Origin of the sequence: Photobacterium halotolerans DSM 18316, from assembly GCF_000425165.1 — a bacterium.
GTDB lineage: Bacteria > Pseudomonadota > Gammaproteobacteria > Enterobacterales > Vibrionaceae > Photobacterium > Photobacterium halotolerans.
Genome location: NZ_AULG01000013.1, coordinates 76,207 through 99,004, shown reverse-complemented (window position 1 = coordinate 99,004; position 22,798 = coordinate 76,207). Strand labels below are relative to the sequence as shown.

Here is a 22,798-nt window from a genome sequence, read left to right as displayed (position 1 = left end):
TTTCAGATTTTCACTTTGAGAATAACGTGCCAGCTTGGTAAACAAGTTAATCCATTTTCATCCGTGAGTATGTTAAGGTTCTTTTTCTTTTGGAAATCAGAAATAGCTCCTGCATTTCCTTTATATGTCACCCGTTCAACAGATTGGATCGCCCAATCATTTATTTCGGCCAATTGTATAATCTCTGACAATTCAATTGCTAAAGGTTTCGGCATACCATGTTGTGATGGCGCAAAGGTGATTAGATGAAATTCAGCGTCATCATTCGCCAAGCGCCGCATTTCTTTCATATAGGCACTTCTGTCACTCGATGGAATTGAGTGATAAACAGCTGAATCTAAGATAATATCAAATTTTTCATTGAGTCCAGTATCGCAAGCATTCGCTAATTGAAACTGAATGCCGGTCTTCTGATGAACATTTAAACAATGTTCAATCGCTTTTGATGCGCTATCAATCGCAGTGACCTGATATCCCAAATCATTCGCTTGCTTTGCGTTCAGCCCCAATCCACAACCAACATCCAATAACCTGTTTTTCTGACCTTTTTCCAGAATATCTTGAACTACTGGCTGTGGTCGACCAATATCCCAAGGGACGGCAGTTATTTCTGCACTGCTTATTAATGTTTTACCTTCGTAAACACCTTGGAAATCCGCTTTATCAAATTCATTTATTGTTGGGTTATTCATAAATCATTCGCTACTAAATGCTCAATTTAAATTAAACTTCTGATAAGAAGCATCGAATAAAACTTGCCGCTCAACTAAAATCGACTCGATATCCCCTTGACCGGGTTAAAAACTCAGCAATATACCCATCATGTGGGACGTGGGCTTGCATCCAGATTGTAGGAACCTGACCAATGTATAGGTTTCTAATCTCCGGGATCTCACTGATCGACTGAATCAAAGCCACTTTCTTTGTCGCAACCGAGACAACAAGTGCTGGTGCTAAAAATGATAAACACGCCTGATGTTGAAATGGCACAAATGTTACCGATGCAACAGGTAATTCAAGTTGGACGATGGGTTGATCAGTAGAATCAGCCAGCATGATCAATGGCATGACTTGTCTGGTACCCGATTTTAGAGAAAACACTTCCGGCCGACTGAATATAAAATCCTGATACTGCTCAACTTGCTGTATCCACCAGTCATAACGCTGAGATGACAATTGAGGAAGATAACGCTCTCTCTCGTGTGGATCCTGCAGCCGATCGTACACATAATCCTGAAAAGCACGGGCAAACGCTTCGGCATCACCTTCAATGAAGACACTGCTCGTGCAGACACATGCCGCGCCCCCTAATCCAAGGACTGATTCAAAAACAAGTTCAAAAGCATCTTGCTGAGGATAATCATTACCAATCACCATTTTGGATCTTCCCGGCCCTTGCACCAGAACATCAGAACGGTTTTCATACCGAGTGACGGTGTCTTCTCCGCCATACACGATACTCAGATCTGCCGCTTCAATGATTTCCTCAACGCCGTCATGAGCGGTTGGCAACATGACAACATAATCAGCAAGCCCAGACTCTGTCAAAGCTTGGACTAAACGGTGCGCTGTCCATGGCTCACGTTCTGATGGTCTTAACACAACGCGATATCCCAATGCGATAGCCTGCGGCCAAAGCGCATGAACGCCTGTTCCATTTCCTGGCGCGATGACAGCTAATACTTCCCCTTTACGAACAACCTGCGCACAACCTCTTTGTTTCACCTGATCTGAATAAGCATCTGGGACGCCTTTCGCGAAACCCAATGCTGAATCACGAAAAGCATGCGAGGTGGCATCACCGATCTTTTGAAGAGCCTTCTTAACAACCTCTTCTGGTAAGCCGGTGACAGAAACAACTTGATTGACGTAATCGTCCGGATTGAACCCGCCAACTGTGCCTGAATGAAAAAGCTGACCTGCTTTTTTTAAGGCGATTTTTCGCTCATCATCCGTTAGATGTTTACCTTTGCGAAGTTTATTCACTGCATGACTGATAAACATTTTGGGTAATTGAATTAAATGAGCGAAATCTTTACCTGTAATATCAGAAACAGTCACGTAACGTGCGATATTGTCTTGGCTAACAGGAGTGATCGCTTTAATGATTGGCATTTCGGATAAAGACAGCGTTTCTGTGCCCATCAGTAGACACCCTCAATCACCTGATTACCCTCAACAACACGCAGGGGTGAGATATTAGCCACCCTATCGCCAACTTGGCCCTGTTTTCCTTCTAATCTGATCGCGGTATCACGTTCAATCACACGGGGATAAAACGCATATCTGCTCAGATGAGACACAATAACTTGTCCCCGCTGACCATAATTGACAGGCTCTTGTGTTGCAGCATTGACAACTTCATACGTAATAAACGGACTATAGTTGTCGTATTCCACATATAAGCTCTCACGATGAATCAGTGAAGAGCGAGAAACACCTAATGCTGAAGTGCTTCCATAGCTCGCACTGAATTCACATTCAGGCAAAATTTCTGTTGCAATAAACTTAACTTCATCCAGATCAATTTCTGTCCCACCTAAAGTAATCTGAACAAGCGTTTTTCGCATATGTTCTACCAAAGATTCATCTTTGAGCAGGGCTCGTAAAATAGGTGGCGTGGTGACAAGAAAGCGGATCTGTTGAGTCAACAGCGTATTTCTGATCTGTTCAACTAAATGAGATGAATAACTCCGAACTGACTGCATTTCATTTTTCGAGATTAACTGTTTTACCCAACGGGGATCAATATCGATCGAAAAAAAAACGCCACCTAATGCTTTGGCCCGAATTTTATTAATAGCACCAACAATATGTGGACCAGTAGGGACCGCGGCCAATGTATTCCCTGTTGGGCGACCCGGACGATTTTTATAGGAGGACATTCGCCAATCTACAAGATTATTTATCCATGCATCATAGGCTATCACATACTTAGGTGCCCCAGTGGTTCCTCCACTTTCATAAACTGAAAAGTTCTTATCATCTTTCAATCCACGTGGGATTAATTGCTCGACAGGAACCGTTCTTAAACGTTCTGAAAAATCAGGAAACTTCTTCAAGTCGCTGAAAGTGTTAACTTCCTTTATTGGATCAAACTCCAACTCAGAACGTATTTTCAACCAGAACTCTGACCCTGTTTCTTCAGAAAAATGCCATTTAATTATTGACTGAATAAAAAGATCAGGTTTATTTAAGTTTTCAATTTCGTTCAGATCATGGCTGTAATCTTTCACAGTACCATCCTTTTTCAGTCAATGTATAAGCTAATCTTTGATGAATCCGGTCTTGGTTTGCCGACCAAAATTCACAATGATTAATTTTCAACGCATAAACAACAAAACGTTCAGGCTTTGGTTGTTTCCCTTGATTTTCATATCCTTTAACATCTCTATAAAATGAATCAAAATCATTAAATTTTTCACTTTGATGAGACACAACAGAAACAGGATCATAAGCAGCATCACGTGCATTCCATGCCGAATCAGCGATCGATTCATCCGCTAAACTCATTGTACCGGAAACACTTAACTGACGACCGATCTCACGCCAGTAAATATGTGCACTCGCGATACCACTTTCTCTGATATCACTCCCTTTTCGACTACAACTATGCGTTGCAAATAACATGACTTCGCCGTCTATAGTGATCGGAAACATGGTTCTCATTGTTATTTCACCGGCAGAATTACATGTCGCAAGTGTATAAGCGTCAGGTTCTCTGACATCACCGGATCGGGCTCGGGTGATCCATTGATTTATGATTTCCTTAGGTGAATCCGGTGGTGTATCATATTGTGGAAATGGTAAATTCAATCGCCCAGTTAATGACTCAAGTCTACTCATTTTCTATCTCTTTCACTCAATTAAATTCTGGCTTGACAATCCGAGAAGTGATAAACATTTCCTGATAATATTGCATGGGTTCCGATACCTTGATCAGACTTAATTTCACCATACATTTCAGATTGCCGGCTCAGTTGTGTCCCTTGCAGTATCATCAGTTTTTTATTGAGTGAAAACTGTCCATATTGAACCAGATGTTGTGCTATTGGCCATACCACAGAACCCGTACCAGCATCTTCTTTGACGCCATACGCTGGTGAAAACATTCGATTTTCAATGCTATCTCCATCCCAGCAAAAACAGTTAATTGCCATATTTTCGAATGCTTCAAGCGCGGTATGATTGGGTTTGATCTGATGTAACACAGATTTATCACTCACTGAAACCAAAACATGTCTGGCACCTGCATCATACATTTCGATGGGTAACTCAGACCCTTCCAAACCTAATGCTTTTAGCAATTTATCTTTCTCAGAAAAAGGTTGTGATGTTGCAAGCGGAACTGTCATTTCCACTTCGCTCACATCATCAGAGATATGTTTGACTGAGACTGATGCAGGACCCTTTTTTGTATGAAATACAAAATCATTAACGTTGTACTTTCTTGCATATGCAGCAGCAGTACCCATTAACGGATGACCAGCAAATGGTAATTCATTCACAGGTGTAAAAATGCGAACTTCCACATTTTTTTTATCATGACTCGTATGGAGAAAAGTCGTTTCAGATAACTGTAGTTGACTGGCAATAGACTGCATGAATGATGCTGATAATTGCTCAGACTCATAAAAAACTGCCACAGGATTTCCTGAGATTGGCGAGTGAGTAAAAGCATTAAACACACCATATTCTAATTTTATATGACTGCGCATACTTCTGCTTCCTTAAAATACTGATAATTCAAGAGAGGCTTCACAAAATAATCGAGAAGTTGTGGGCCATTAACCGTTAAAAATGATTCCAAATGAAATTGTACTGATGCAAAACAACTGCTTTGGATCGCATATATTTGATGTGTTTTTTCATCTAAAAATAAGTCGATATCTCTTTCTTTCATTTTGAGGATTGTCATATCATCTGCCGTAACACAAAATGTATTGTAAAATCCAACAAGTTCTTTTTGGTTACCCAAAGTGATGGCTTTCTGTAATCCTTGGTTTGGCGGATTAAGACGAATGATTGGTAACCCAAGCTCTTGAGCCAATAATTGATGACTCAGACAAACAGCAAAAAATGGGTGTTCTGCTTCAATTAATCTTCTGATCAGTTTCCGCATTAAAAAGACGCGTTTATCCGATTTATCTTCTGGATTTCCGGGTCCAGGCCCTGCCAGCACCAGGTCATAGGAAGTAAAATCAATCTCCTCTGCCACTTTGACAACTGTCGCAATAGCGCCAGCAGAGGTGAACAACGTCTTTAACATTGATGTGAATGTATCGTTACCGTCGATGATTAAAACCTGTTTGCCCAGATAACAGTCATCCTGCCGATTTCGTTTATTGGGTTCAGTTCGCCAGAAATTCGAATTTTCTGTGCTTCGCCGTGCTAATAGCTCCTGAACCCCCGGGATATCATTCAGCAAAGTTGCTTGCTTATCTGGTGAGTTCCGTCCTTGTTTGACTCCCGAACGTTGTTCTGCACCAAACATTGCATGATACAAAGAAGCTGCTTTACTGCGAGTTTCGTTGGTTTCATTAACCGGAATTGAATCTCTAACAATGGTCGCCCCTGCTGTGATTTCTACTTCACCTTGCTGACCGATTTCAGCCGTACGAATGAGGATCGCAGAATCCAGCGCTGTAGATTCACCGTGCTTCTCAACGAATGCCACAACTCCGCTGTAATAACGGCGTCCTTCAGGCTCATAACGCGAAATCACATTACAAGCATTTTGGACTGGGCTGCCTGTTACGGTTGGTGCAGGCAACGTCTCTTTCAAGACTTTAGCAATACTCGCTTCACTTTGACCACTCAGAATATACTCTGTATGCGCTACGCGACTCAGTTGTTTTAATTTCAGGGCACTCACTTGTCCACCCGATTCACAGAGGCTAGACATCATTTTTAGTTCTTCATCTACAACCATGGATAACTCTCCGATTTCTTTCTGACATGAAAGAAAACTCAGAATTGATTCATCCATCGCTCCATCAGATGGGTAAGCATAGGTACCACTAATTGGATTCATCATCACTTCACCATTATTTAAAGATGCGTGTAGTTCAGGAGATGCTCCAATAAACGATTGCTCACCTGTTTGAATCAAGAAAATCCAATAAGCTGAACTTTCTGTTTTTAATAAATTTCGAAACAAGCTGAACAACTTTGATGGTTCATATTCATCAATGGTTGCATGAAGTTTTCGTTGCAATACAAAGTTTGACCCTGCACCTTGTCCGATTTCATTGTCAATCAAATGACGAACCCGGCGACTATATTCTTGATCGTTTAAATTAAAATGTTCATGCTTTGTGTTAACTGAATAATCTGTTATGGAATGAATAAACTCATGTACAGGAATTTTTTCAGATACCTCAATTGCCAAACTCAGCACGGGCATTTCATCGTCTATCGCATTATAATCATTCTCTATGACTTGTCTGAAAGGCAGTAATAAAAGGCCTTTATCTGATTTTAATTGTGTCTGTTCTATAGCTTCATTAATTACCATATGTTTATCAACACTGCACTGAAATAGGTTAATCATTCCAGCGTCTATTGTGGGACGATAAATAATAGCAAATGGTTTTTCTGGATTTGAAATAATTGAAGATAGCAGACTACTCATAATTATCTAACTCAAGTTTTGATATGACTTTTGCGCACGTGTCTGACATGTAATTCAAAGCTTGCTGATGACTTATTCTTGTAAAATCAGCCGTTGCATCAGCAATAACAATTGGACGAATATCCCGTGTAAATGCATCAATGGCTGTCGCCTGAATACCTATCGATGCATACAGGCCCGTAATCATTAATGAATCACAACCGCGCGCTGAAAGTATTTCTTCTAATTCGGAATTAAAGAATGCACTATAACGCCACTTCGTTAATACGATATCGTCAGACTGTGGAGTGAGTTCATTAATCACCCGACGGTCTTCCTCACAGGTCCGCATGCCGGGTCCCCAAAGGTCAGCAAGTAATCCACGCTGTTCCAGTGACATTCTCCCTGGTTGCGCACTATAGATAACTGGGATGTTATTTTTTCTCGCCCAATGCATGATTCTTTCAGTTGCAGTCACTAAATTTTCTGCAGTCTCTTCCGGTAATGAATTCACAAAATATCTTTGCATATCATGTACGAGAAGCGCGCAACTTTTTTTATTAATATCCCAATTCAAAACTTGATTAGAAGGGAGGATCAAATCGTTAGTATTATATGGTTCTGACTTAAGAGTCCTATACATTGAAAATCCTTTTTAACTCCATTTTCTTGAATGCATCAAGCATGATATTCATGAACGTTAAATTTATCTTCTCGGCATTTAAATAAATATTAAATTATTAGGCAGGTATACCTTCTCTTTTTATTTTCGGAACACTGATATCTAACGCTTTTAACTGCATGATTGGGTTCATAAACTCTCGATTTCTGACAATCAACCCATCATGTAATTCAAACGAATGAATAAAGTGATTCTCATAATATTTCTCTGGATACCCCGGAAAACGAATGATGCCTCTGCCATCACATTCTACCCAGATATGATTTGGATTGTCCGTTGTATAAATTTCAATGTTATACCACTCCCAATCGGGAAAACATTGTAGAGACCAATGTGCATGACGCTCCAAACTTTCAATTCCACGAATGATAATCGGTTGACCAGTCTCAGTCGTCCAAAGCCCTCCTTGTGCATCGTCTGCATACAATTTATGTCGTTCTAATCGCAATTTTCCTTTTGTATATTCTAAATACTTCCTGACAACTTCACGGTTTGTTTCGCGTATTGTATTTTCTTCAACATTCATAATAAAAATTCACTTTTTAGAGTAAAAAATAGCGCCCATACATCAATGATGATAGCTAAAAGAAAAGAATTTTAATAATTGGGTACCAGAAGGCTCAATGTTGAGTAATTCAACTGATACCCAGATTAAGATGATTAATCGAGTGGACTGATACGAATTAAGTGTCCATCAGGATCTTTTACAACAAAAGTTCGACCAAATACTTCATCATAAGGTTCTTTAACGATAGATAAACTTGGATGTTCTTTTAACGTTTCAAACTTAAGGTTTACATCATCATTAGTTTTTAGCATGATTCCGATTTCACTATATCTCTGGATTTCAGGATCAGGTACGGCTCCGCCCGACCACAGTGCAAATAATGCACTCCCGGATTCAGAAGTAGGAAACGCGACATAACGTGGGCTACTGAAAACAGGTTCAGCATTAAAAAGCTCTTTATATAAATCTGTTGAACGCTCGACATCAGACACATATATCAAATGTAGGTTAGCTAATGATGCTGGTGCGTTTTTATTAACCATTTTCATTCCTTCAAAATTGCCTTATTAACATTTTGAGAAACTTTAACATCTTTATTTACAACTTCAATACTCAATATGCAAAAAAGTGCCTATAGAATTATCTATAGTCAGAAATCTCACTATAAGTGATTGTTTTAAAAATTTATTATTCTATATTTCTCTTTTATTTAAGTGTTTTTTGTGGAAATAGTCACACTAAGCATTTTATGTTCAATGAGTTAGAATCAATTTTATCCCTATATGGAATATAACCTTTGATTTTCTCGGATGGATTTTGATCATCATCAAAACAATGACATCAAAATTAATTCATCATCGGATCTTTCTGCGCAACTGAGTTCTCTTTGGTGAAGTTTTTAATTCAAATTTATTTGACTATCAGCAATCAACAGCAATAACTGTGCACTACTGATAAAAAAAGCAGCGTTTCCGCTGCCTTTCTGAATGCTATCTTTGACTGATTCACTGTTATGCCGTCACCAGTTTGCTCCGGCGGGCTTTCAGCCTCAGTTGGGCGACGGCCACCCCGCAAAGCACCATACCGCCGCCGATCAAATGCACAGCTTCCAGCTGTTCGTTCAGCAGAACACTCGCAATGATAGCGGTGATCACTGGCATCAGGTTCATGAACATGGCTGTTTTATCTGCGCCCAGCATTTTGATCCCTTTCATCCAGCACCAGGGCGCAATCACAGAAGCAGGAATCGCGGCAAACAACACCAGAGGTAGTGCATCGCCGGTAATCGCCACCCGCTGACTGTTAAACAGCATAGGCAGGAGGAACAGAACGGCAAACATGCCCTGAACATACACAGACTGCCAGTTACTCAGGGGCATATCCCAGCGTTTGAGTAATACACAGTAAAGCGCATACACGAACGCAGCCAGCAGGAGTAAGCCATCACCCTGATTAATACCCTGTGCGAGCAACTGAGACGGATCGCCGTGGCTCAGCATCAATACCAGCCCGCCAAGCGACAGTACAGCACCCACCATTGCCAGTGGCGATAGCTTTTGTTTCAGAATAGGCACACTCAGAAACATGCTCATCAGAGGAACCAGTGACATAATCAGCGCCATATTGGTGGCTGTGGTGGTCGGTGCAGCAAAATACCCCAGCGACTGGTTAAGCACCATGCCCAGAAACGCCAGCAATGCCAACTTCGACAAATGCGGTTTAATGTTTGGCCACTGACGGATAACAGAGGTAATAACAAAAGGTGTCAGTGCCAGCATGGCAAAAAACCAGCGGTAAAAGGCGATCGCTCCCGGATCGATTACGCTGTAGGAAAGTTTGTTAACAATGGCATTCCCTGCCCAAATTGAAACCGTCAATAAGGGAAATAAGTAGATCATGCGCTGCCTTCGCTGAGATGGTAGAAAAATACGCTGTACGTATGTATTCATTGTCTCAGGTCAGCTCAGAAATACATATCTCTAATCGGACACTCTACCCTTAGATTCAGACATATCAGTAATTATCGGCATTAACTGAAATCGTAATACGGTTTCGCTACCCCCTGCATCGGTATAGGATCCCAAATACCGGCCGCCATTGCGAGGCCTGCTCCATTTCCATATCTCGACCTTACATTGAATAAAATCATAGTGTTATTGTCCAAGACTACCATACTCTTTCAATGGCACTAGTCACTCTGTCTGGCTGGGTGGTACATTGTTTCCTGAATACACCTTCAATGGACTGAATGGTAATGAAGCATGCCAACCCGAATAATACCCCGATTGATATCTACTTCCTGCTGACACCTGACGTGCATTTACTCGATCTGGCAGGCCCCTGTCAGGCTTTTCATGAAGCCATCAGCTATGGCATGGATCTGAATCTGCATTTCATCAGTGATCAAAACTCTCTGAACAGTCATCAGGGGCTCACTCTCGGCGGTATACAGCCTTTGCCGTCTGTCTTGCCACATAATGCCATCGTGGTTGTGTGTGCATCGAAATACCATGAAGAGATATACCGCAATCAGGCCAGTGAGCGATGCATTGAATGGCTCAGGCGCACCCCGAAAGCCGATACCCGGATTCTCGGTATTTGCACCGGGGCTTTTTTACTGGGCTTAGCAGGCTGGCTGGATAACCGTCAGTCGACAACGCATCACAAGCTGACAAAAGCATTATCACGCTATTTCCCTGCTGCGAAGGTGTTGCCGGAACGGATTTTTGTACAGGATGGTCAGGTTTACACCACGGCAGGTGTCACAGCCGGTATTGATCTGGCCCTTCAGCTCATCGAAGAGATCAGCGGCAGCCGGTTTGCTATGGAAGTGGCACGGGAGTTGGTGGTCTATCGGCGCCGGATGGCGAACGATCCGCAGATATCCAAACAGCTCAGCTATCGCAGTCACATTTCACCACTGGTGCATTCCATTCAGGATTACCTGCAGGCCAGACTGCATGAAAAACTGGCACTGGCCGATATTGCCGACGCTTTTCGGGTTTCTTCCCGCCATATGCAGCGGGAATTTAAAAACGCCACCGGCCTGACCATTCGGGAATTTCTGGTCGAGCTGAGACTGGAAGAAGCCAAATGCTACATTGAAAATGGTGACACTATTGAGGTAGCAGCGTTAAAATCCGGTTTCCCCCAGGCCAGCTCATTGCGGGCCGCCTGGAAGAAAAAGTATAAAACCCTGCCAAAAGGATCCGCCGCAAAAGTGGACGCGGCGGCCGAAAGTACAGGGAGATACCTGTTCAATCGCTCAACTGGGTAACAAAAAACTGCGACGCCAGTTTAAGAGCATGTTTGGTCGCCTCCGGGTTATAACGGATGGGAACATTCCCTCCTTTGCCCCGAAAAGCATAAGGATCAAAAAAGGTACTTTCTGCTCTGGGCAACTCAAAAGCATGAGTGGCGCCGGGCAGCGTCACCAGTTTCACCAAGGACTGGTTAGACGGTGGCAACTGGCTGACCAGTGTCTTGCAATCATCCGGGCCATCATATTTGTCCTCTTCGCCAGACAGGATCATTAAGTGGCGGTCTGCAGCAATACCGGTAAACGGATACCCTGGCACCTTGTTATAGGCCCAGCACACAGGATAATTGGCCACCAAGGCTTTCAGCGAGCCAGATTCCTGCTCGCCTGCCATCAGCATGGCAACTACACCGCCCCAGGAAAAACCAATCAAACCCAGTTCGCCGGCATTGATATCCTGGCGGGATTTCAGATAATCAATCGCCGCATACACATCCGGTAGCGTGTCTTTGACATGTTTCGGGCGAGACAGCCCGCCTTCCAGCCCGCGGGCAGCCCACATGTCGATTTCCAATGTGGCAAAGCCCTGCCTGTTCAGTACCTGGCTGTAGAGTTCGCCGCGTTCGTCCACACCGCCAGAACCGTGCACTATGATAACCGCAGGCAGCGGTGTCTCAATACCGTCAGGTTTGGTGAAACGTGCAGCCACAGTCACCGGATTATCAGCCGATTGGCCCGACTGAAAAGCGACATAGTTATGTTTGTACAAAATGTCCGCGGTGTGGCTCTGCGCCGCATTGACTGTACTGGTTACCAGTACAGAGGCAACCCAAAGAGCAGCATTACGAAATGTGTTCATCATGACAGCTATACAACTTCCCTGAGTGAATGTTTTACCTGAGAGGCAGCCAGTGCCTGCCCCAGATCCAAAATGATATCCTGACTGGCTTCCAGCCCGACACACAGCCTGACCAGGCCGTCTGAGATGCCATACTGCTGCTTCTCTTCCTGAGAATAGCGGCAATGGGTCGTCGAGGCCGGGTGGGTCACCATCGACTTGGTATCACCAATATTGGTACAGCGGGCCACCAGATTCAGCGCATCAATACACCGCCAGGCCGCTTCCTGACCGCCCTCAACAACAAAACTGATCACCGGGCTGTGGCCGGTTTGCTGTCTGGCAATCACCTCAGCCTGCGGATGTGAATGACTGAAGGTGGAAAATACCTGCTTGACACAAGACTGCTGGCGCAACCAGGCTTCTACTTTTCTGGCGTTCTGTTCATGCATAGCCATTCTGGCTGTCAGCGTGTCCAGACCGTGACTCAGCACCCAAGCCGTAAAGGCATTCATGCAAGTCCCGGAGCTGCGCAGATAGTTTTTCAACGGCTGGATCACGTCTTTACGTCCGGCAATGACACCGCCAACCGTTCTGCCCTGCCCGTCCATGAATTTGCCGGTTGAGTGCAACACCAGATCGGCACCATGGTTTAACGGACGCTGGTTGACCGGAGACAGCAAAGTGTTATCCACCACCAACAAAGCATTATTTCGTCTTGCCAGCCCGGATAACCAGGTTAAATCCGCCACTTTCAGCAATGGGTTGGTGGGAGACTCAACCAGTATCATGCGGGTACGATCGCACATGGCGGCTTGCCAGGCATGCTGATCATCGAGATCCACGCAGGTCGCCGTGATACCAAACTGGCCGAAATACTGACGAAACAGGTGGGTCGTGGTACCGAAAATACCGCTGGCCAGCACGACATGGTCGCCCTGTTTTAGAAACGTCATGGCCAGTGCCAGATAAGCGGCCATGCCAGAGGCAAAGGCCACCGCGGATTCCGCGTTTTCCAGTGAGGCCAGTTTTCGTTCAAAATGTTCGACTGATGGGTTGGTAAAACGGCTGTAAATATTCCCTTCTGTTACACCGTTGAACCTGTCACTGGCTTCCTGCGCCGATGTAAAGTCATAGGCCGATGTCATGGCAATGGCAGCGGCATGAGAGTCATCCAGTGAAGGAAACCCCATGTGTATTGCTCGGGTTGATTGCTCCATGCTTTTTATTCCTTTCATGATTGAGTCGGCGATTAAGATGGTGTAACAACCTGCGATTGCGGTTTGTCTTTAAAGGCGTCAGAGAAGTAAAAAACCAGCCCCATTGCGACAGAGACAAAGCACAACCCGGTCACCGCCAGTGTGATGAAGGAATAACTTTGCGTCGCATCATAAGACAGGCCGCCCAGCCATACCGTGCCAAAGACGAACACCTGGTGGACGGTAAACAGGCAGCCAAAAATCTTGCCTTTCACTTTCTCGCCATAGGCTTTAAGACACATAAGGGACGTCACTATCACGGTGCCCATATAGGTCAGGCCAAACAGTACGGCAAAAATCATACACAGCAGTAAATTGTCTGCAGAGAGCACAATCAGCATAGAAGCGCCACGGACCGCGTAAAGCAGAGACAACATCAATGCCGGCGCCGAGAAGCGCAGCAAATACCCTACCAAAAACGCACCGATGAGCTCTGCGGCACCCAGCACGCTCAATGATGAGGCAACTATGGTGGCCTCCCCTTCTCCCCCGGTAAAACGTTCCTGTAACATAGGAACCAAATGCACATCGACATAAGCCATCGAGGCACCACAACCGCCGAATGACAGCGCCAGCAACAGAAACAATGGTTTTCTCAGGTGTTGATGCCATTTCAAATCATCTTCGTGGCTCTCGGCACCTGTTTCAGAGATAAACTCCCGGCGAGGAAAAACACGGCATAGCCAGATACAGGCAGGCAGGATCACCACAGCAAACACACCGAAGATGATCAGGCTGATGTCTTGCCAGATCACAAAGGTATTCAGCCACACCCAGAATGGCGACAGCACCATAAAGCCAATCGCGGTACCATTGGTAATGGCGGCGTAGGCCATACCTTTGTTCTGACTGTCAAAGATACGGTCGACCAAAAGCGCCAGCGGCACAAAGGTCATCGCTGTTAATGCATAAGCCGCCAGCACACCGAACAACACCAGAAACAGCCAGAAGTTGAATGACACAGCCATCAACAGATAGACAAACACCGCAACAACAGCGCCAGACAATATGGTCAGCGCCGGGCCGATACGGTCACATATCCAGCCGACAACAGGGGACAATATACCAATCGACAAGCCAAACAAGGCGCTGGTTAACGAGAAGACACCCCGTCCCAATCCGCACATGCTGGCTAAATCCAGGAAGTAAACCTGATAGCTCCCCTTAATCGATGACGCCCAGAAAGTCACCAGCACGCCAACGAAAATGGCGATGATCTGTTTATTACGGGATATATCCATCAGGCCTCCTGAAGCGACTCCGCTTTCACCTGTTGATCTTTTTTGTCATAACCAAAGTGCTCATACACCCCTTGATACATCCCGTAAAACAGCTCGCAAGTGGTATTAATCGCTTCAAGCGCTTCCTGTTGCTTTTTCGGTGTATCACAGAGATCAGCCAGCAGCGCCAGACCTTGTTGAACATGGCCGACATCTTCTTCCTGATGAACAGAGAAGAACAGCAAATCGGCTTCTTTGAGGTCATACACTTTACCCAGAATATTGTGACGCGCTTCGTCGCCCACACTTTCCAGGTTCTGCCCTTCACTGGCGACCATCACGGCCGCTGCACCTATGTGGTACAAATCCGGGTTTTTACAGGCGATCAAGCGATAATCAATCAGTGCCTGAGTCTGTGGCAATGCAATAGCCGCGTCACGCTCAGTGTCCGAAATGCCTAATGCCTTGATAAAATCCTGCATCAGCTCAACATGGTTTTTGGTATTGGATAACCGGCCGGTTTCTTCTTCATACATGTTGTGCAGCAGCGCCCGCTTGTGTTTTGGCAAAGGGCAATGAAAGAACAAATGCTCAATATACGTCAGGAAATGCTTGGTGAGCTGATAGCCCTGCAAAGTGGTGAACTTTAATAAATCCGGGTTGGGATTATTTTCATCCAGCAGATATTTAAAAAGCGGGTGACCTAAGGTCAGGTGATTTTCTAATGTCTCACGCATTAATTCGCGAAAATCTTTTTTATGAATAAGTTCAGCGCCAACTGACATAGTTTGACTTCCTTGTTGATGGAATGTTTTAAAACGGTTCCAGAGATCAACCGTGCGTTGTTTCATGAAATGTCCGTCGAATGACTGCCCCTGATAGCGGCTGTAATCATTCAGAATTCCATAAGTTTCAAACCCACACTTGTTCCAGATTCGATGAGCCTTTGAACCACCCCGCACATCCAGTGTGAGCAGTTCAACACCCTGCGCCATGCACGAGTGTGCTATCGCAGCCAGTGTCTGTTCCAGTAATCCCTGGCTGCGGCAATGGGGATGAATCATCCCCTTTTGTAGATCACAAATATGCCTGGTGGTTTGCTGATGGCTTTTCTTAAAGAAACAGCAAACCACTACTGTGCCGTTTTTCACCCCAACCAGAATTTGCAGTACCTGACTGGCGATATCTCTTTCCAGTGAAGATAAATACCGGCTCGCTTTGTGTTCATCAAAGCCAGCATCAAAACCTAAAATAGCGTCGTCAGCCTGGCTGAGTTTCAGCAGCTCTATCAGCGACTGCTGATAGTCCGCAAACAGTTCAACGCTATTGATCAGCACGTAAGAAAGAGAATCAGACACAACAAATTCCTGTGGGTATGGTTATCAATCGAATGATTAATGAGTTGGCTCAATCCTATTAACCATTGAATCAGTTTCATAGCGCAAAAAGAGACATTTTTTCACCATAAAAGTGACATTTCACCGCGTTCAGACTTGTCGCCTCCAGCGCCAGAGACCTTTATTGACCAGCAGGCCGACAAGCACCATGACAACCGCGCCAATCAATACCGGCGTTATCAAAAACGACCAGCTTTGCCCGGTCAGCATGATCAAGAGCGGATTCGCACCCGCTGGCGGATGGGTCGTTTTAGTCAGCAGCATGGCAGAGACAGCAAGGCCTGAAGCCAGCGCCAGAGTGAAGGGCGTGACGCCAACAACGCTGACAAAAAACACCCCGATAAATGCCGTTAACAAATGACCGGCTATCACATTTCTGGGTTGTGCTAACGGGCTGTCCGGTATCCCGAAGACCAAGACTGCCGTCGCGCCAAAAGGAGCCATCAGCCATAGTCCGGCCGAAGTCAGGTTCTCTGCCAGCGACAATAATCCGATAGCGACCGCCGCACCCAGCCCGGATAACAGTGCAATCCCGTATTGATTCATGTTGTACTCCTTTTTGATAAGTGGTAGACCGATCTGTCTACAAGACAAAAACAGAGTAGACAAGTCAGTCTACTGATGTCAAGATGCTTTTCAGTTCAGGAGGATGCATGAGTACGACAAAGTCATTAAAAACGGACAAAAAACAACTGCTGACAAATACCGCGCTCACCCTGTTTTACCGCCAGGGCATTCATGCGGTGGGGATCAACGAAGTGCTGAAAGTCTCTGGGGTGGCAAAGAAAACCCTCTACAGCTACTTCAGCAGTAAAGACGAGCTCATACTCGCGGCACTGGCAGCGCGCGACGAGATTTTTATGACGTGGCTGGAGCAGCAATTAGCGCCGGCGAGCAACGATGAAGAGGTGATCACCTTTCTGTTCAAGGGCCTGAGCGACTGGTTCCATGGCCGGGTGCCGACCTTAAGCCCTTTTCGCGGCTGCTTCTTTATCAACGCATCGGCTGAATTCAGCGAAGAAAACACCGCAATTGCCGACTATTGCTGCGAGCACAAACGCAAAGTCCGGGCACTGATTCAGCAGCACCTTCACAACAAAGCGGAGCACTTAACAGACGCAATTTGTCTGATGAAAGAAGGGGCGATTGTGTCGGCATTTGTCGGGAAAGATCTGGATGCGGCAGAGAAGTGTGTGGATGTTTTGCTGAACCAGCTTTCTCATGGAAATCAGCAGGCATAGATTTGAACCCTTCCCCTTTTCAAGGGGAGGCCAGGAGGGGGTTACCGGGCACTGACTTAACATCCGCGCTCACTTCACGACCCCCACCCTAACCCTCCCCTTGCCAAGGGGAGGGAATTCTGCAATTACGGCACACTCGATCAGTTCCTCCCCCTTTTCAAGGGGGAGGCTAGGAGGGGGTTACCGGGCACAAACTCAACATCCGTGCTCACTTCACGACCCCCACCCTAACCCTCCTCTTGCCAAGGGTAGGGAATATTCTGCACCTTATCGGTGAACAGCACGATATATCACCTCAACAACATCGTCCAAATTGCTCATCACTTCCAAATTTGTAAAACGTAATATCCGAATACCTAATTCAGCCATTAAGGCATCACGTTTTGCATCGTATTGAAGAGCCAGATCCGAATAATGGCTATCACCATCAATTTCAATCACTAGCTTTTTATCCTGACAATAAAAATCCACAATATATCGACCAATGCCATGCTGACGGCGAAACTTCACCCCAAGTTGATGACTGCGAATTCTTTGCCAAACCTGATGCTCAGGTTCAGTCATATTGATACGTAATCGACAACGATAATTTTTGTTTTCTTTGGTATTAAAAATAGTACTGATATTGTGATTCCTTCACGCCAAACTCAACCCAGTGTTCTTATTTATTACTCTTTCATTAATCAGACAGATAGTACTCAACCGTCGAAACCACTCTGACTTTCTTAATATGCGGATTATTTTTATCGCGCGCACTGATTGAAAACTGTCCCTGCGACGCTTTGCGGATTTTTCCGAGTGTGCTGTCGGAATCCGAGGCAAACTTCTGCGCCACTTCACGGGCGTTTCGGGTAGCTTCTTCGATCATCTCAGGTTTAATGGCGTTCAGGCGGGTAAAAATGTATTCGGTCTGGGTCTGATAGGCATCGCCAGTGAAAACGATACCTTGTTTACCCAACTCAGAGAGCGATCCCATCACATTACGTACCGCATCAATATGAGTGGAGTACACAGTGACCGTCTGCATCGCGGTGTAACGATACTGCGCCTGCGCGTCATTACCATACTGCTGAGCGGACTTATCTGTAATCGCCGGAGTAGAGACAGAAATCTCATCAGCACCGATCCCATTGCCCCGCAGGTAAGATCGGATCTGCGATGTCTGACCATCCAGCATCTGATACAGCTCGGTTAAATCATTACTGGCGACATTGTACTGAATCGGCCATATCACAATATCGGCCGGGTATTCTCTTTCCGATAACCCTTTCACCGTTACACTGCGGTCAAGCTGCTTATAGCTCAGCGCAGCATGACCAAGCAAATAGCCCAGCAGAGCCAGCCCGAGTACAATACACACTCCCAGCACCGCAAAGCCGATTCTGTCCTGTCGCTGCTGCATTGTGCCTCCTTGGCATTCAGGTAATTTATCTACTGAGTTTAACAGGAATTTTTTACCACGATGGGCTCACTCTCCAGAGACCTGATGTTTTCGTGATGACTCTCAATGACAGTAAATAACCAACTCAAAAAATCTGCCACTGCTTTTTCTTTCTCACTGCTACTCGGATAAACAAAGTAATACGCAAACTCATCGGGTAGTTTCATTGTCAGATCAAACAGTTGCACGAATGACCCTTGCGATAACTGGTTTGCTACAAGTATAGGTTCAACCAAGCCCACAGTGACATTGTCCTGAACCGCTTGGATCACATGGTTGAGATCAGAGAACGCAATACTCTGGCTATAATCAAATCCATTGACATTTGCCTGGCTCATCCACATTTTCCAGTCAGGCCAGGTTTGCCCGTTTACCGAACAATTAACATAACTTAGCGGCAAACTGAGAAGATCTTCCGGTTTATTTATGTCCTGATGATTCGCTAAAAACTCGGCACTACAGACAGGTGCGACTGACGTTTCAAATAGCTTATTAACCACACAATCAGGAAATCGGCCATTACCGAACCGGATGGCCATATCAATGCCATCACGACCAAAATCTCTGACGTCATCCGTAATGTCTAACGTTATCGATAAATCTGGCCTCAGTTGTTTAAATTCTCCCAGTTTAGGTAATAGCCAGTATGTGGCAAATCTGGCGCCGACTGACAAAGTTAGATGCGAGCTATTCTTGTTAATCCTTCTGACATAGCCGAGAGCCTGTTCCATATTATCGAGAGATTCAGAAACAGCGGTAAACAATATACTCCCCTCAGGAGTCAATTGAATGGAACGGCTGTTTCTTTTAAATAAAGAAAAACCCAGTTGCTCTTCCATTTCCTTTATCTGATAACTCACCGCCGCTGGTGTGAGGCTGATTTCTTTTGCCGCTGCTGAGAAATTTAAATGCTTTCCCGCTGCAACAAATATCCGCAGGGCTCTGGTTCCCGGTATAAATTTACTGATCATTCATCTTCAAAAATTATCAAATGCAGATTCAAGTATTACTTGTTTCTCTTTCCCGACGCAATAAATCAATATTCTTCCCAGCATTTAGCTTCTTTCAATCAATAAATTCATGCTTATGGAGGCAAGGAGACACATGCCAACTCAAGATACAGCCGTCATCAATGGGCAGCTGGCTACCGGATCTCAATTGTCAACGCTGACGTTTGCAGGCCATGCCCACTTTACTGCCATGCAAGTGCGCAAAGGGAAAATTCGGGGACTCGACCTGCACCTTGAACGCCTGCAACAAGCCTCGCACTATGTATTTGGAAAATCGTTAAGTGACGATGCCATTCTTAATCAGATTCGCGACGTCTTACGGTCCGGAGAGGAAAATACATCGCTCATGGTCTACGTGTATTCTGACAGCGGAGAGTTTACTCCCCGTGAGGATGACTCAAGGTTAAACATACTGATTCGCCAGTCCGCTGCCAGTGACGGGCCCCAAGGCCCTTTAACCATGAAAACCTTTGCTCATGAACGAATGCTGCCTTCCATTAAGCATGTCGGTGAAATTGCAAAAACCCATTTGATGCGTCAAGCGGTTAACCAAGGATTCGATGACGCCATCTTCACAGATAATCAGGGTCGGTTCACTGAAGCGAGTATCTGGAATCTCGCCTTCTGGGACGGTGAAACTGTGATCTGGCCCAAGGGTGCAAAGCTGTGTGGCACCACAATGCAGATAGTGCAGCGTCAGCTGGATGCAATGCAGATACCGCAGCAAGAGCAAGATATCACGGAAACCAACTTACTCTGTTTTCAGGCGGCCGCTGTCATGAATTCCTGGACACCGGGTATCGCGATTTCCAAGATTAATACAACACATTTCTCTGATACCCGTGATTTTATCGCTTTACTACACCGCGCATTTGCTAAAGAAGCTTTCATCGCGCCCTGAGTACCAGCATTTTAGTTTTCAGATGGCGACTTTACACAATCAAGACCGCAAAAAGCAGTGGGGTAAAGGGATAACAAAAAACGCAGCCTAAGCTGCGTTTTTCCATCCAAAGGCAGGGACGGCGGGATCAGGCGTAAGCCAGCGTAAAGCGTTGATTGACATGCGCAGAAGCTTCCAGCTCATCAATCATGGCTTTTGCGTAGTCTTCCACAGAAATACGGCTGTTGCCCTCTGCGTCAGTCAGCAGTTGATCTGAGCCCAGCTGATACTGGCCGGTCCGCTCGCCCGGTGCAATCATGGCTGCCGGAGATAACATGGTCCAGTTCACGCCCTGCTGTCCACGCAGGACATTCAGCGCGTATCTGGCTCCTTCTGCTGTGGCTTTGTATTCAGCCGGAAACTCAGGGGTATCAATCAGTTGTACGCCGGGTGCGACTTCCAGCGAGCCCGCGCCACCGACGACCATCAGGCGCTTGGCATCAGCAGCCTGTGCCGCCGCCAGAATACTGTCGAAACCCTGAGCAAAGTAGCCGGCAACATCCGTCTGGGCGTGGCCGGAAAATGCGCTCAGTACGGCATCGTAACCCGCCAGTTGCGCTGTCAGTGCCTGGGTATTGTGCGCATCGGCTTTCTCGATCGTCAGGCCGGGTTGTGTTGCCAGACGTTCCGGACGACTGACCAGTGCGGTCACCTGATGACCCCGGCTCAGGGCTTCTTCTCGCAGTGCTGAACCAATAAAACCACTTGCGCCAATGATTGCAATTTTCATGATGTTGTCCTCGATTGTTTTCGTTGATGGACACATTGTGCGATGAAAGATTGATTTGAAAAATACGCCGTTGGATAATTCACTGTTATTGAATTCATAACAGTGAACACAATGAGTCACGCACTTGACCTGAATACCCTGCCCTTATTTATTGCCACCGTTGAGGCAGGGTCATTTACGGCTGCGGCCGAGAAACTGGGCTGTACGAAAACCAAAATCAGCCTGAATATCAAAGCGCTTGAAGCCCATCTGGGTTCAGCACTGTTTAACCGGACCACGCGTCAGGTCACGCTGACAGAAGCAGGACAGCAGCTCTATCTGGCCTGCCAGCCATTGTTGACTAAACTGGACGAAACCCTCAGCGAAGCCAGCACCAGTGCACAAGCCCTGTCCGGCACGCTGCGGATCACAGCTCCTGTAGATCATATGACGCTGATGCTGGCGCCCGCTGTCGCCGCGTTTGCCAAAGTGCATCCAAAGCTCACCATTGAGCTGCGCGGCGGCGATAAGGTGTCGGATATGGTGCGCGATGGCATTGATTTGGCCATTCGGATGGGATGGCTGAAAGATTCCAGCCTTCGGGCGCAGAAACTGGGCGAGTTTGAACAACGTGTGATGGCCTCAGCCGGGTATTTGCAGGAAATGGGCAGACCGCAGCAGCCAGCTGAACTGAAACATCATCGCTGGATTGAGTTTTCGCCCCTGCCAAGCGCGCTGACCTGGACGTTCACCCGAGCAGACGAACAGGTTCAGGTTCAGATGCAAAGTCATGTTCGGGTCGACAACACCAGTGCCATGCGCAGCCTGATCAAAAGTAACGCGGGATTGTCGGTGATTGCGACCCATTTTGGCGAAAATGATCCGGAATTAGTGCCCTTGTTCACCGACTGGCAATTGCCCCGTGGCGGGATTTACGCCGTATTCCCGCCGGGTGCTTTTATTCCGGCGAAAGTCAGAACTTTTGTTGAATTTTACCGGATATGGCTGACCGAAAAAATGTCAGCCCATACGTAAATTCAATTCAGACGGCATTGCTAACTACCCTGCCGCCCAAGTGCTTGGATCTCTCTCAGCCAGGAATCCCGCTGGGTTTCCGTCGACGAGATCACCGATCCCAGCAAGGTGGTATCGGCAGGGCTGACTCCGCAAAACTGAAGCGTGAATCGGTCAAGCTGGGCCTGCACAGGTTCAGCCTGTTCGGCCTGCAATTCGGCAGGGGCATCCATGCTCAGAATGATCCGGGCTGTTTTACCTTGCAGTAACTGCACCGGGTAGGGATTGTTTTCCTCAAACTGAAAAGCGAAACCGGGCAGAATCGCTCTGTCGATCAGGCCCTTGAATTTTGCCGGTATGCCACCCCACCAGATCGGAGAAATCAGCACCAGATGATCCGCCCCGGCAAGTTGACGCTGAAACGCTTCTAAACAAGGCTCAAGTGGCTGGATAGCATCATAGCCAGCGACCAGATTCGGGTTGAAGTCCATGTCCGATAAATTTACACGATGCACCGTGAATTGCTCTCGCGCCTCAACTTCATAGGCGTCAGCCAGCACCCGGGCAAAACTCTCTGTTTTCGGGTTGGCATTCAGTAAAAGAATGTTTTTGCTCATGATCGTTCCTTGTTATCCAAAATCAATCATGAGTGTAAAGCCTCCCCTAT

24 protein-coding genes are annotated in these 22,798 nt (G+C 46.0%); 4 read left to right on the top strand and 20 right to left on the bottom strand.

Annotation, left to right across the window (positions count from 1 at the left end):
- Positions 1-2 precede the first annotated feature (2 nt).
- From H511_RS0101660 to H511_RS0101615, 10 genes are all read right to left on the bottom strand, one after another.
- The gene (locus H511_RS0101660) at positions 3-692 is read right to left on the bottom strand and encodes a class I SAM-dependent methyltransferase (protein WP_211225164.1); all 690 of its coding nucleotides are present in this window, start codon (positions 690-692) and stop codon (positions 3-5) included.
- 70 nt (positions 693-762) lie between these two features.
- On the bottom strand, positions 763-2,145 hold the full coding sequence (locus H511_RS0101655; RefSeq protein WP_027250749.1) for an aldehyde dehydrogenase family protein: 1,383 nt from the start codon (positions 2,143-2,145) through the stop codon (positions 763-765).
- The gene (locus H511_RS0101650; protein WP_051287678.1) at positions 2,145-3,236 is read right to left on the bottom strand and encodes an acyl-CoA synthetase family protein; all 1,092 of its coding nucleotides are present in this window, start codon (positions 3,234-3,236) and stop codon (positions 2,145-2,147) included. Before H511_RS0101650 ends, H511_RS0101655 begins: the two co-directional genes overlap by 1 nt.
- A complete protein-coding gene (locus tag H511_RS24245) occupies positions 3,217-3,846 on the bottom strand; it encodes a pyridoxine 5'-phosphate oxidase C-terminal domain-containing protein (RefSeq protein WP_081669136.1) in 630 nt (209 codons plus the stop codon). Before H511_RS24245 ends, H511_RS0101650 begins: the two co-directional genes overlap by 20 nt.
- 20 nt (positions 3,847-3,866) lie before the next feature.
- Positions 3,867-4,718: a PhzF family phenazine biosynthesis protein gene (locus H511_RS0101640; RefSeq protein ID WP_027250747.1), complete on the bottom strand. Its 852-nt coding sequence runs from the start codon at positions 4,716-4,718 to the stop codon at positions 3,867-3,869.
- A complete protein-coding gene (locus tag H511_RS22185) occupies positions 4,703-6,634 on the bottom strand; it encodes a chorismate-binding protein (protein ID WP_036758389.1) in 1,932 nt (643 codons plus the stop codon). Before H511_RS22185 ends, H511_RS0101640 begins: the two co-directional genes overlap by 16 nt.
- Complete coding sequence (locus tag H511_RS0101630; protein WP_051287675.1) at positions 6,627-7,256, bottom strand: isochorismatase family protein; 630 nt, start codon at positions 7,254-7,256, stop codon at positions 6,627-6,629. The genes H511_RS22185 and H511_RS0101630 overlap by 8 nt, the downstream gene beginning before the upstream one ends.
- Before the next feature lie 97 nt (positions 7,257-7,353).
- Complete coding sequence (locus tag H511_RS0101625; protein ID WP_027250745.1) at positions 7,354-7,821, bottom strand: PhzA/PhzB family protein; 468 nt, start codon at positions 7,819-7,821, stop codon at positions 7,354-7,356.
- A gap of 134 nt (positions 7,822-7,955) precedes the next feature.
- Positions 7,956-8,345 carry a VOC family protein gene (locus tag H511_RS0101620; protein WP_027250744.1) on the bottom strand — a complete coding sequence of 130 codons (390 nt, stop codon included), beginning with the start codon at positions 8,343-8,345 and terminating at the stop codon, positions 7,956-7,958.
- Between the two features lie 468 nt (positions 8,346-8,813).
- Complete coding sequence (locus H511_RS0101615; protein WP_027250743.1) at positions 8,814-9,701, bottom strand: DMT family transporter; 888 nt, start codon at positions 9,699-9,701, stop codon at positions 8,814-8,816.
- A gap of 356 nt (positions 9,702-10,057) precedes the next feature.
- Between H511_RS0101615 and H511_RS22180 the strand changes: the two genes are divergently transcribed.
- Positions 10,058-11,080, top strand: coding sequence for a GlxA family transcriptional regulator (locus H511_RS22180; RefSeq protein WP_051287673.1), 1,023 nt, complete (start codon positions 10,058-10,060; stop codon positions 11,078-11,080).
- Here H511_RS22180 and H511_RS0101605 read toward each other — a convergent pair.
- The 5 genes from H511_RS0101605 to H511_RS0101580 all read right to left on the bottom strand — a co-directional run bounded on the left by H511_RS0101605 (position 11,061) and on the right by H511_RS0101580 (position 16,322).
- Complete coding sequence (locus H511_RS0101605) at positions 11,061-11,924, bottom strand: dienelactone hydrolase family protein (RefSeq protein ID WP_027250742.1); 864 nt, start codon at positions 11,922-11,924, stop codon at positions 11,061-11,063. The two genes, H511_RS22180 and H511_RS0101605, sit on opposite strands and share 20 nt — an antisense overlap.
- 5 nt (positions 11,925-11,929) lie before the next feature.
- On the bottom strand, positions 11,930-13,120 hold the full coding sequence (locus H511_RS0101600) for a trans-sulfuration enzyme family protein (protein WP_051287671.1): 1,191 nt from the start codon (positions 13,118-13,120) through the stop codon (positions 11,930-11,932).
- 32 nt (positions 13,121-13,152) lie between these two features.
- Positions 13,153-14,400: an MFS transporter gene (locus H511_RS0101595; RefSeq protein ID WP_027250740.1), complete on the bottom strand. Its 1,248-nt coding sequence runs from the start codon at positions 14,398-14,400 to the stop codon at positions 13,153-13,155.
- The gene (locus H511_RS24890; protein WP_202603985.1) at positions 14,400-15,737 is read right to left on the bottom strand and encodes an iron-containing redox enzyme family protein; all 1,338 of its coding nucleotides are present in this window, start codon (positions 15,735-15,737) and stop codon (positions 14,400-14,402) included. Before H511_RS24890 ends, H511_RS0101595 begins: the two co-directional genes overlap by 1 nt.
- A gap of 129 nt (positions 15,738-15,866) precedes the next feature.
- On the bottom strand, positions 15,867-16,322 hold the full coding sequence (locus tag H511_RS0101580; protein ID WP_027250739.1) for an HPP family protein: 456 nt from the start codon (positions 16,320-16,322) through the stop codon (positions 15,867-15,869).
- A gap of 107 nt (positions 16,323-16,429) precedes the next feature.
- On the opposite strand from H511_RS0101580, the gene H511_RS0101575 reads away from it, so the two are divergent.
- Complete coding sequence (locus tag H511_RS0101575; protein WP_027250738.1) at positions 16,430-17,017, top strand: TetR/AcrR family transcriptional regulator; 588 nt, start codon at positions 16,430-16,432, stop codon at positions 17,015-17,017.
- A gap of 267 nt (positions 17,018-17,284) precedes the next feature.
- On the opposite strand, the gene H511_RS0101570 is transcribed toward H511_RS0101575, so the two are convergent.
- From H511_RS0101570 to H511_RS22165, 3 genes are all read right to left on the bottom strand, one after another.
- Positions 17,285-17,632 carry an endonuclease domain-containing protein gene (locus H511_RS0101570; protein ID WP_027250737.1) on the bottom strand — a complete coding sequence of 116 codons (348 nt, stop codon included), beginning with the start codon at positions 17,630-17,632 and terminating at the stop codon, positions 17,285-17,287.
- A 64-nt stretch (positions 17,633-17,696) separates the two neighbouring features.
- The gene (locus tag H511_RS0101565; protein WP_027250736.1) at positions 17,697-18,419 is read right to left on the bottom strand and encodes an SIMPL domain-containing protein; all 723 of its coding nucleotides are present in this window, start codon (positions 18,417-18,419) and stop codon (positions 17,697-17,699) included.
- Positions 18,420-18,457: 38 nt separating this feature from the next.
- The gene (locus H511_RS22165; protein ID WP_211225163.1) at positions 18,458-19,429 is read right to left on the bottom strand and encodes a LysR substrate-binding domain-containing protein; all 972 of its coding nucleotides are present in this window, start codon (positions 19,427-19,429) and stop codon (positions 18,458-18,460) included.
- 133 nt (positions 19,430-19,562) lie between these two features.
- Here H511_RS22165 and H511_RS0101555 point away from each other — a divergent pair, with 133 nt between their 5' ends.
- Positions 19,563-20,369, top strand: a complete 807-nt coding sequence (locus H511_RS0101555) for an aminotransferase class IV family protein (RefSeq protein ID WP_027250735.1) — start codon at positions 19,563-19,565, stop codon at positions 20,367-20,369.
- 127 nt (positions 20,370-20,496) lie between these two features.
- On the opposite strand, the gene H511_RS0101550 is transcribed toward H511_RS0101555, so the two are convergent.
- Entirely contained in the window at positions 20,497-21,138 is a 642-nt protein-coding gene (locus H511_RS0101550; protein WP_027250734.1) for an NAD(P)-dependent oxidoreductase, read from the bottom strand.
- A gap of 111 nt (positions 21,139-21,249) precedes the next feature.
- On the opposite strand from H511_RS0101550, the gene H511_RS22160 reads away from it, so the two are divergent.
- Positions 21,250-22,152, top strand: coding sequence for a LysR family transcriptional regulator (locus H511_RS22160; RefSeq protein ID WP_036758377.1), 903 nt, complete (start codon positions 21,250-21,252; stop codon positions 22,150-22,152).
- 20 nt (positions 22,153-22,172) lie between these two features.
- Here H511_RS22160 and H511_RS0101540 read toward each other — a convergent pair whose 3' ends face one another.
- A complete protein-coding gene (locus tag H511_RS0101540; RefSeq protein WP_027250733.1) occupies positions 22,173-22,748 on the bottom strand; it encodes an NAD(P)H-dependent oxidoreductase in 576 nt (191 codons plus the stop codon).
- Between the last annotated feature and the right edge of the window lie 50 nt (positions 22,749-22,798).

Excerpts from the sequence above, each read along its gene's own strand:
- H511_RS0101575 (WP_027250738.1), top strand. The coding sequence starts at position 16,430 with ATGAGTACGACAAAGTCATTAAAAACGGACAAAAAACAACTGCTGACA.
- H511_RS22185 (WP_036758389.1), bottom strand. The coding sequence starts at position 6,634 with ATGAGTAGTCTGCTATCTTCAATTATTTCAAATCCAGAAAAACCATTT.
- H511_RS0101550 (WP_027250734.1), bottom strand. The coding sequence starts at position 21,138 with ATGAAAATTGCAATCATTGGCGCAAGTGGTTTTATTGGTTCAGCACTG.
- H511_RS0101615 (WP_027250743.1), bottom strand. The coding sequence starts at position 9,701 with ATGATCTACTTATTTCCCTTATTGACGGTTTCAATTTGGGCAGGGAAT.
- H511_RS22180 (WP_051287673.1), top strand. The coding sequence starts at position 10,058 with ATGAAGCATGCCAACCCGAATAATACCCCGATTGATATCTACTTCCTG.
- H511_RS0101555 (WP_027250735.1), top strand. The coding sequence starts at position 19,563 with ATGCCAACTCAAGATACAGCCGTCATCAATGGGCAGCTGGCTACCGGA.
- H511_RS0101565 (WP_027250736.1), bottom strand. The coding sequence starts at position 18,419 with ATGCAGCAGCGACAGGACAGAATCGGCTTTGCGGTGCTGGGAGTGTGT.
- H511_RS0101540 (WP_027250733.1), bottom strand. The coding sequence starts at position 22,748 with ATGAGCAAAAACATTCTTTTACTGAATGCCAACCCGAAAACAGAGAGT.
- H511_RS0101595 (WP_027250740.1), bottom strand. The coding sequence starts at position 14,400 with ATGGATATATCCCGTAATAAACAGATCATCGCCATTTTCGTTGGCGTG.
- H511_RS0101660 (WP_211225164.1), bottom strand. The coding sequence starts at position 692 with ATGAATAACCCAACAATAAATGAATTTGATAAAGCGGATTTCCAAGGT.
- H511_RS22165 (WP_211225163.1), bottom strand. The coding sequence starts at position 19,429 with ATGATCAGTAAATTTATACCGGGAACCAGAGCCCTGCGGATATTTGTT.
- H511_RS0101630 (WP_051287675.1), bottom strand. The coding sequence starts at position 7,256 with ATGTATAGGACTCTTAAGTCAGAACCATATAATACTAACGATTTGATC.
- H511_RS0101620 (WP_027250744.1), bottom strand. The coding sequence starts at position 8,345 with ATGGTTAATAAAAACGCACCAGCATCATTAGCTAACCTACATTTGATA.
- H511_RS0101655 (WP_027250749.1), bottom strand. The coding sequence starts at position 2,145 with ATGGGCACAGAAACGCTGTCTTTATCCGAAATGCCAATCATTAAAGCG.
- H511_RS0101640 (WP_027250747.1), bottom strand. The coding sequence starts at position 4,718 with ATGCGCAGTCATATAAAATTAGAATATGGTGTGTTTAATGCTTTTACT.
- H511_RS0101605 (WP_027250742.1), bottom strand. The coding sequence starts at position 11,924 with ATGATGAACACATTTCGTAATGCTGCTCTTTGGGTTGCCTCTGTACTG.
- H511_RS24245 (WP_081669136.1), bottom strand. The coding sequence starts at position 3,846 with ATGAGTAGACTTGAGTCATTAACTGGGCGATTGAATTTACCATTTCCA.
- H511_RS0101625 (WP_027250745.1), bottom strand. The coding sequence starts at position 7,821 with ATGAATGTTGAAGAAAATACAATACGCGAAACAAACCGTGAAGTTGTC.
- H511_RS0101600 (WP_051287671.1), bottom strand. The coding sequence starts at position 13,120 with ATGGAGCAATCAACCCGAGCAATACACATGGGGTTTCCTTCACTGGAT.
- H511_RS0101580 (WP_027250739.1), bottom strand. The coding sequence starts at position 16,322 with ATGAATCAATACGGGATTGCACTGTTATCCGGGCTGGGTGCGGCGGTC.
- H511_RS22160 (WP_036758377.1), top strand. The coding sequence starts at position 21,250 with ATGAGTCACGCACTTGACCTGAATACCCTGCCCTTATTTATTGCCACC.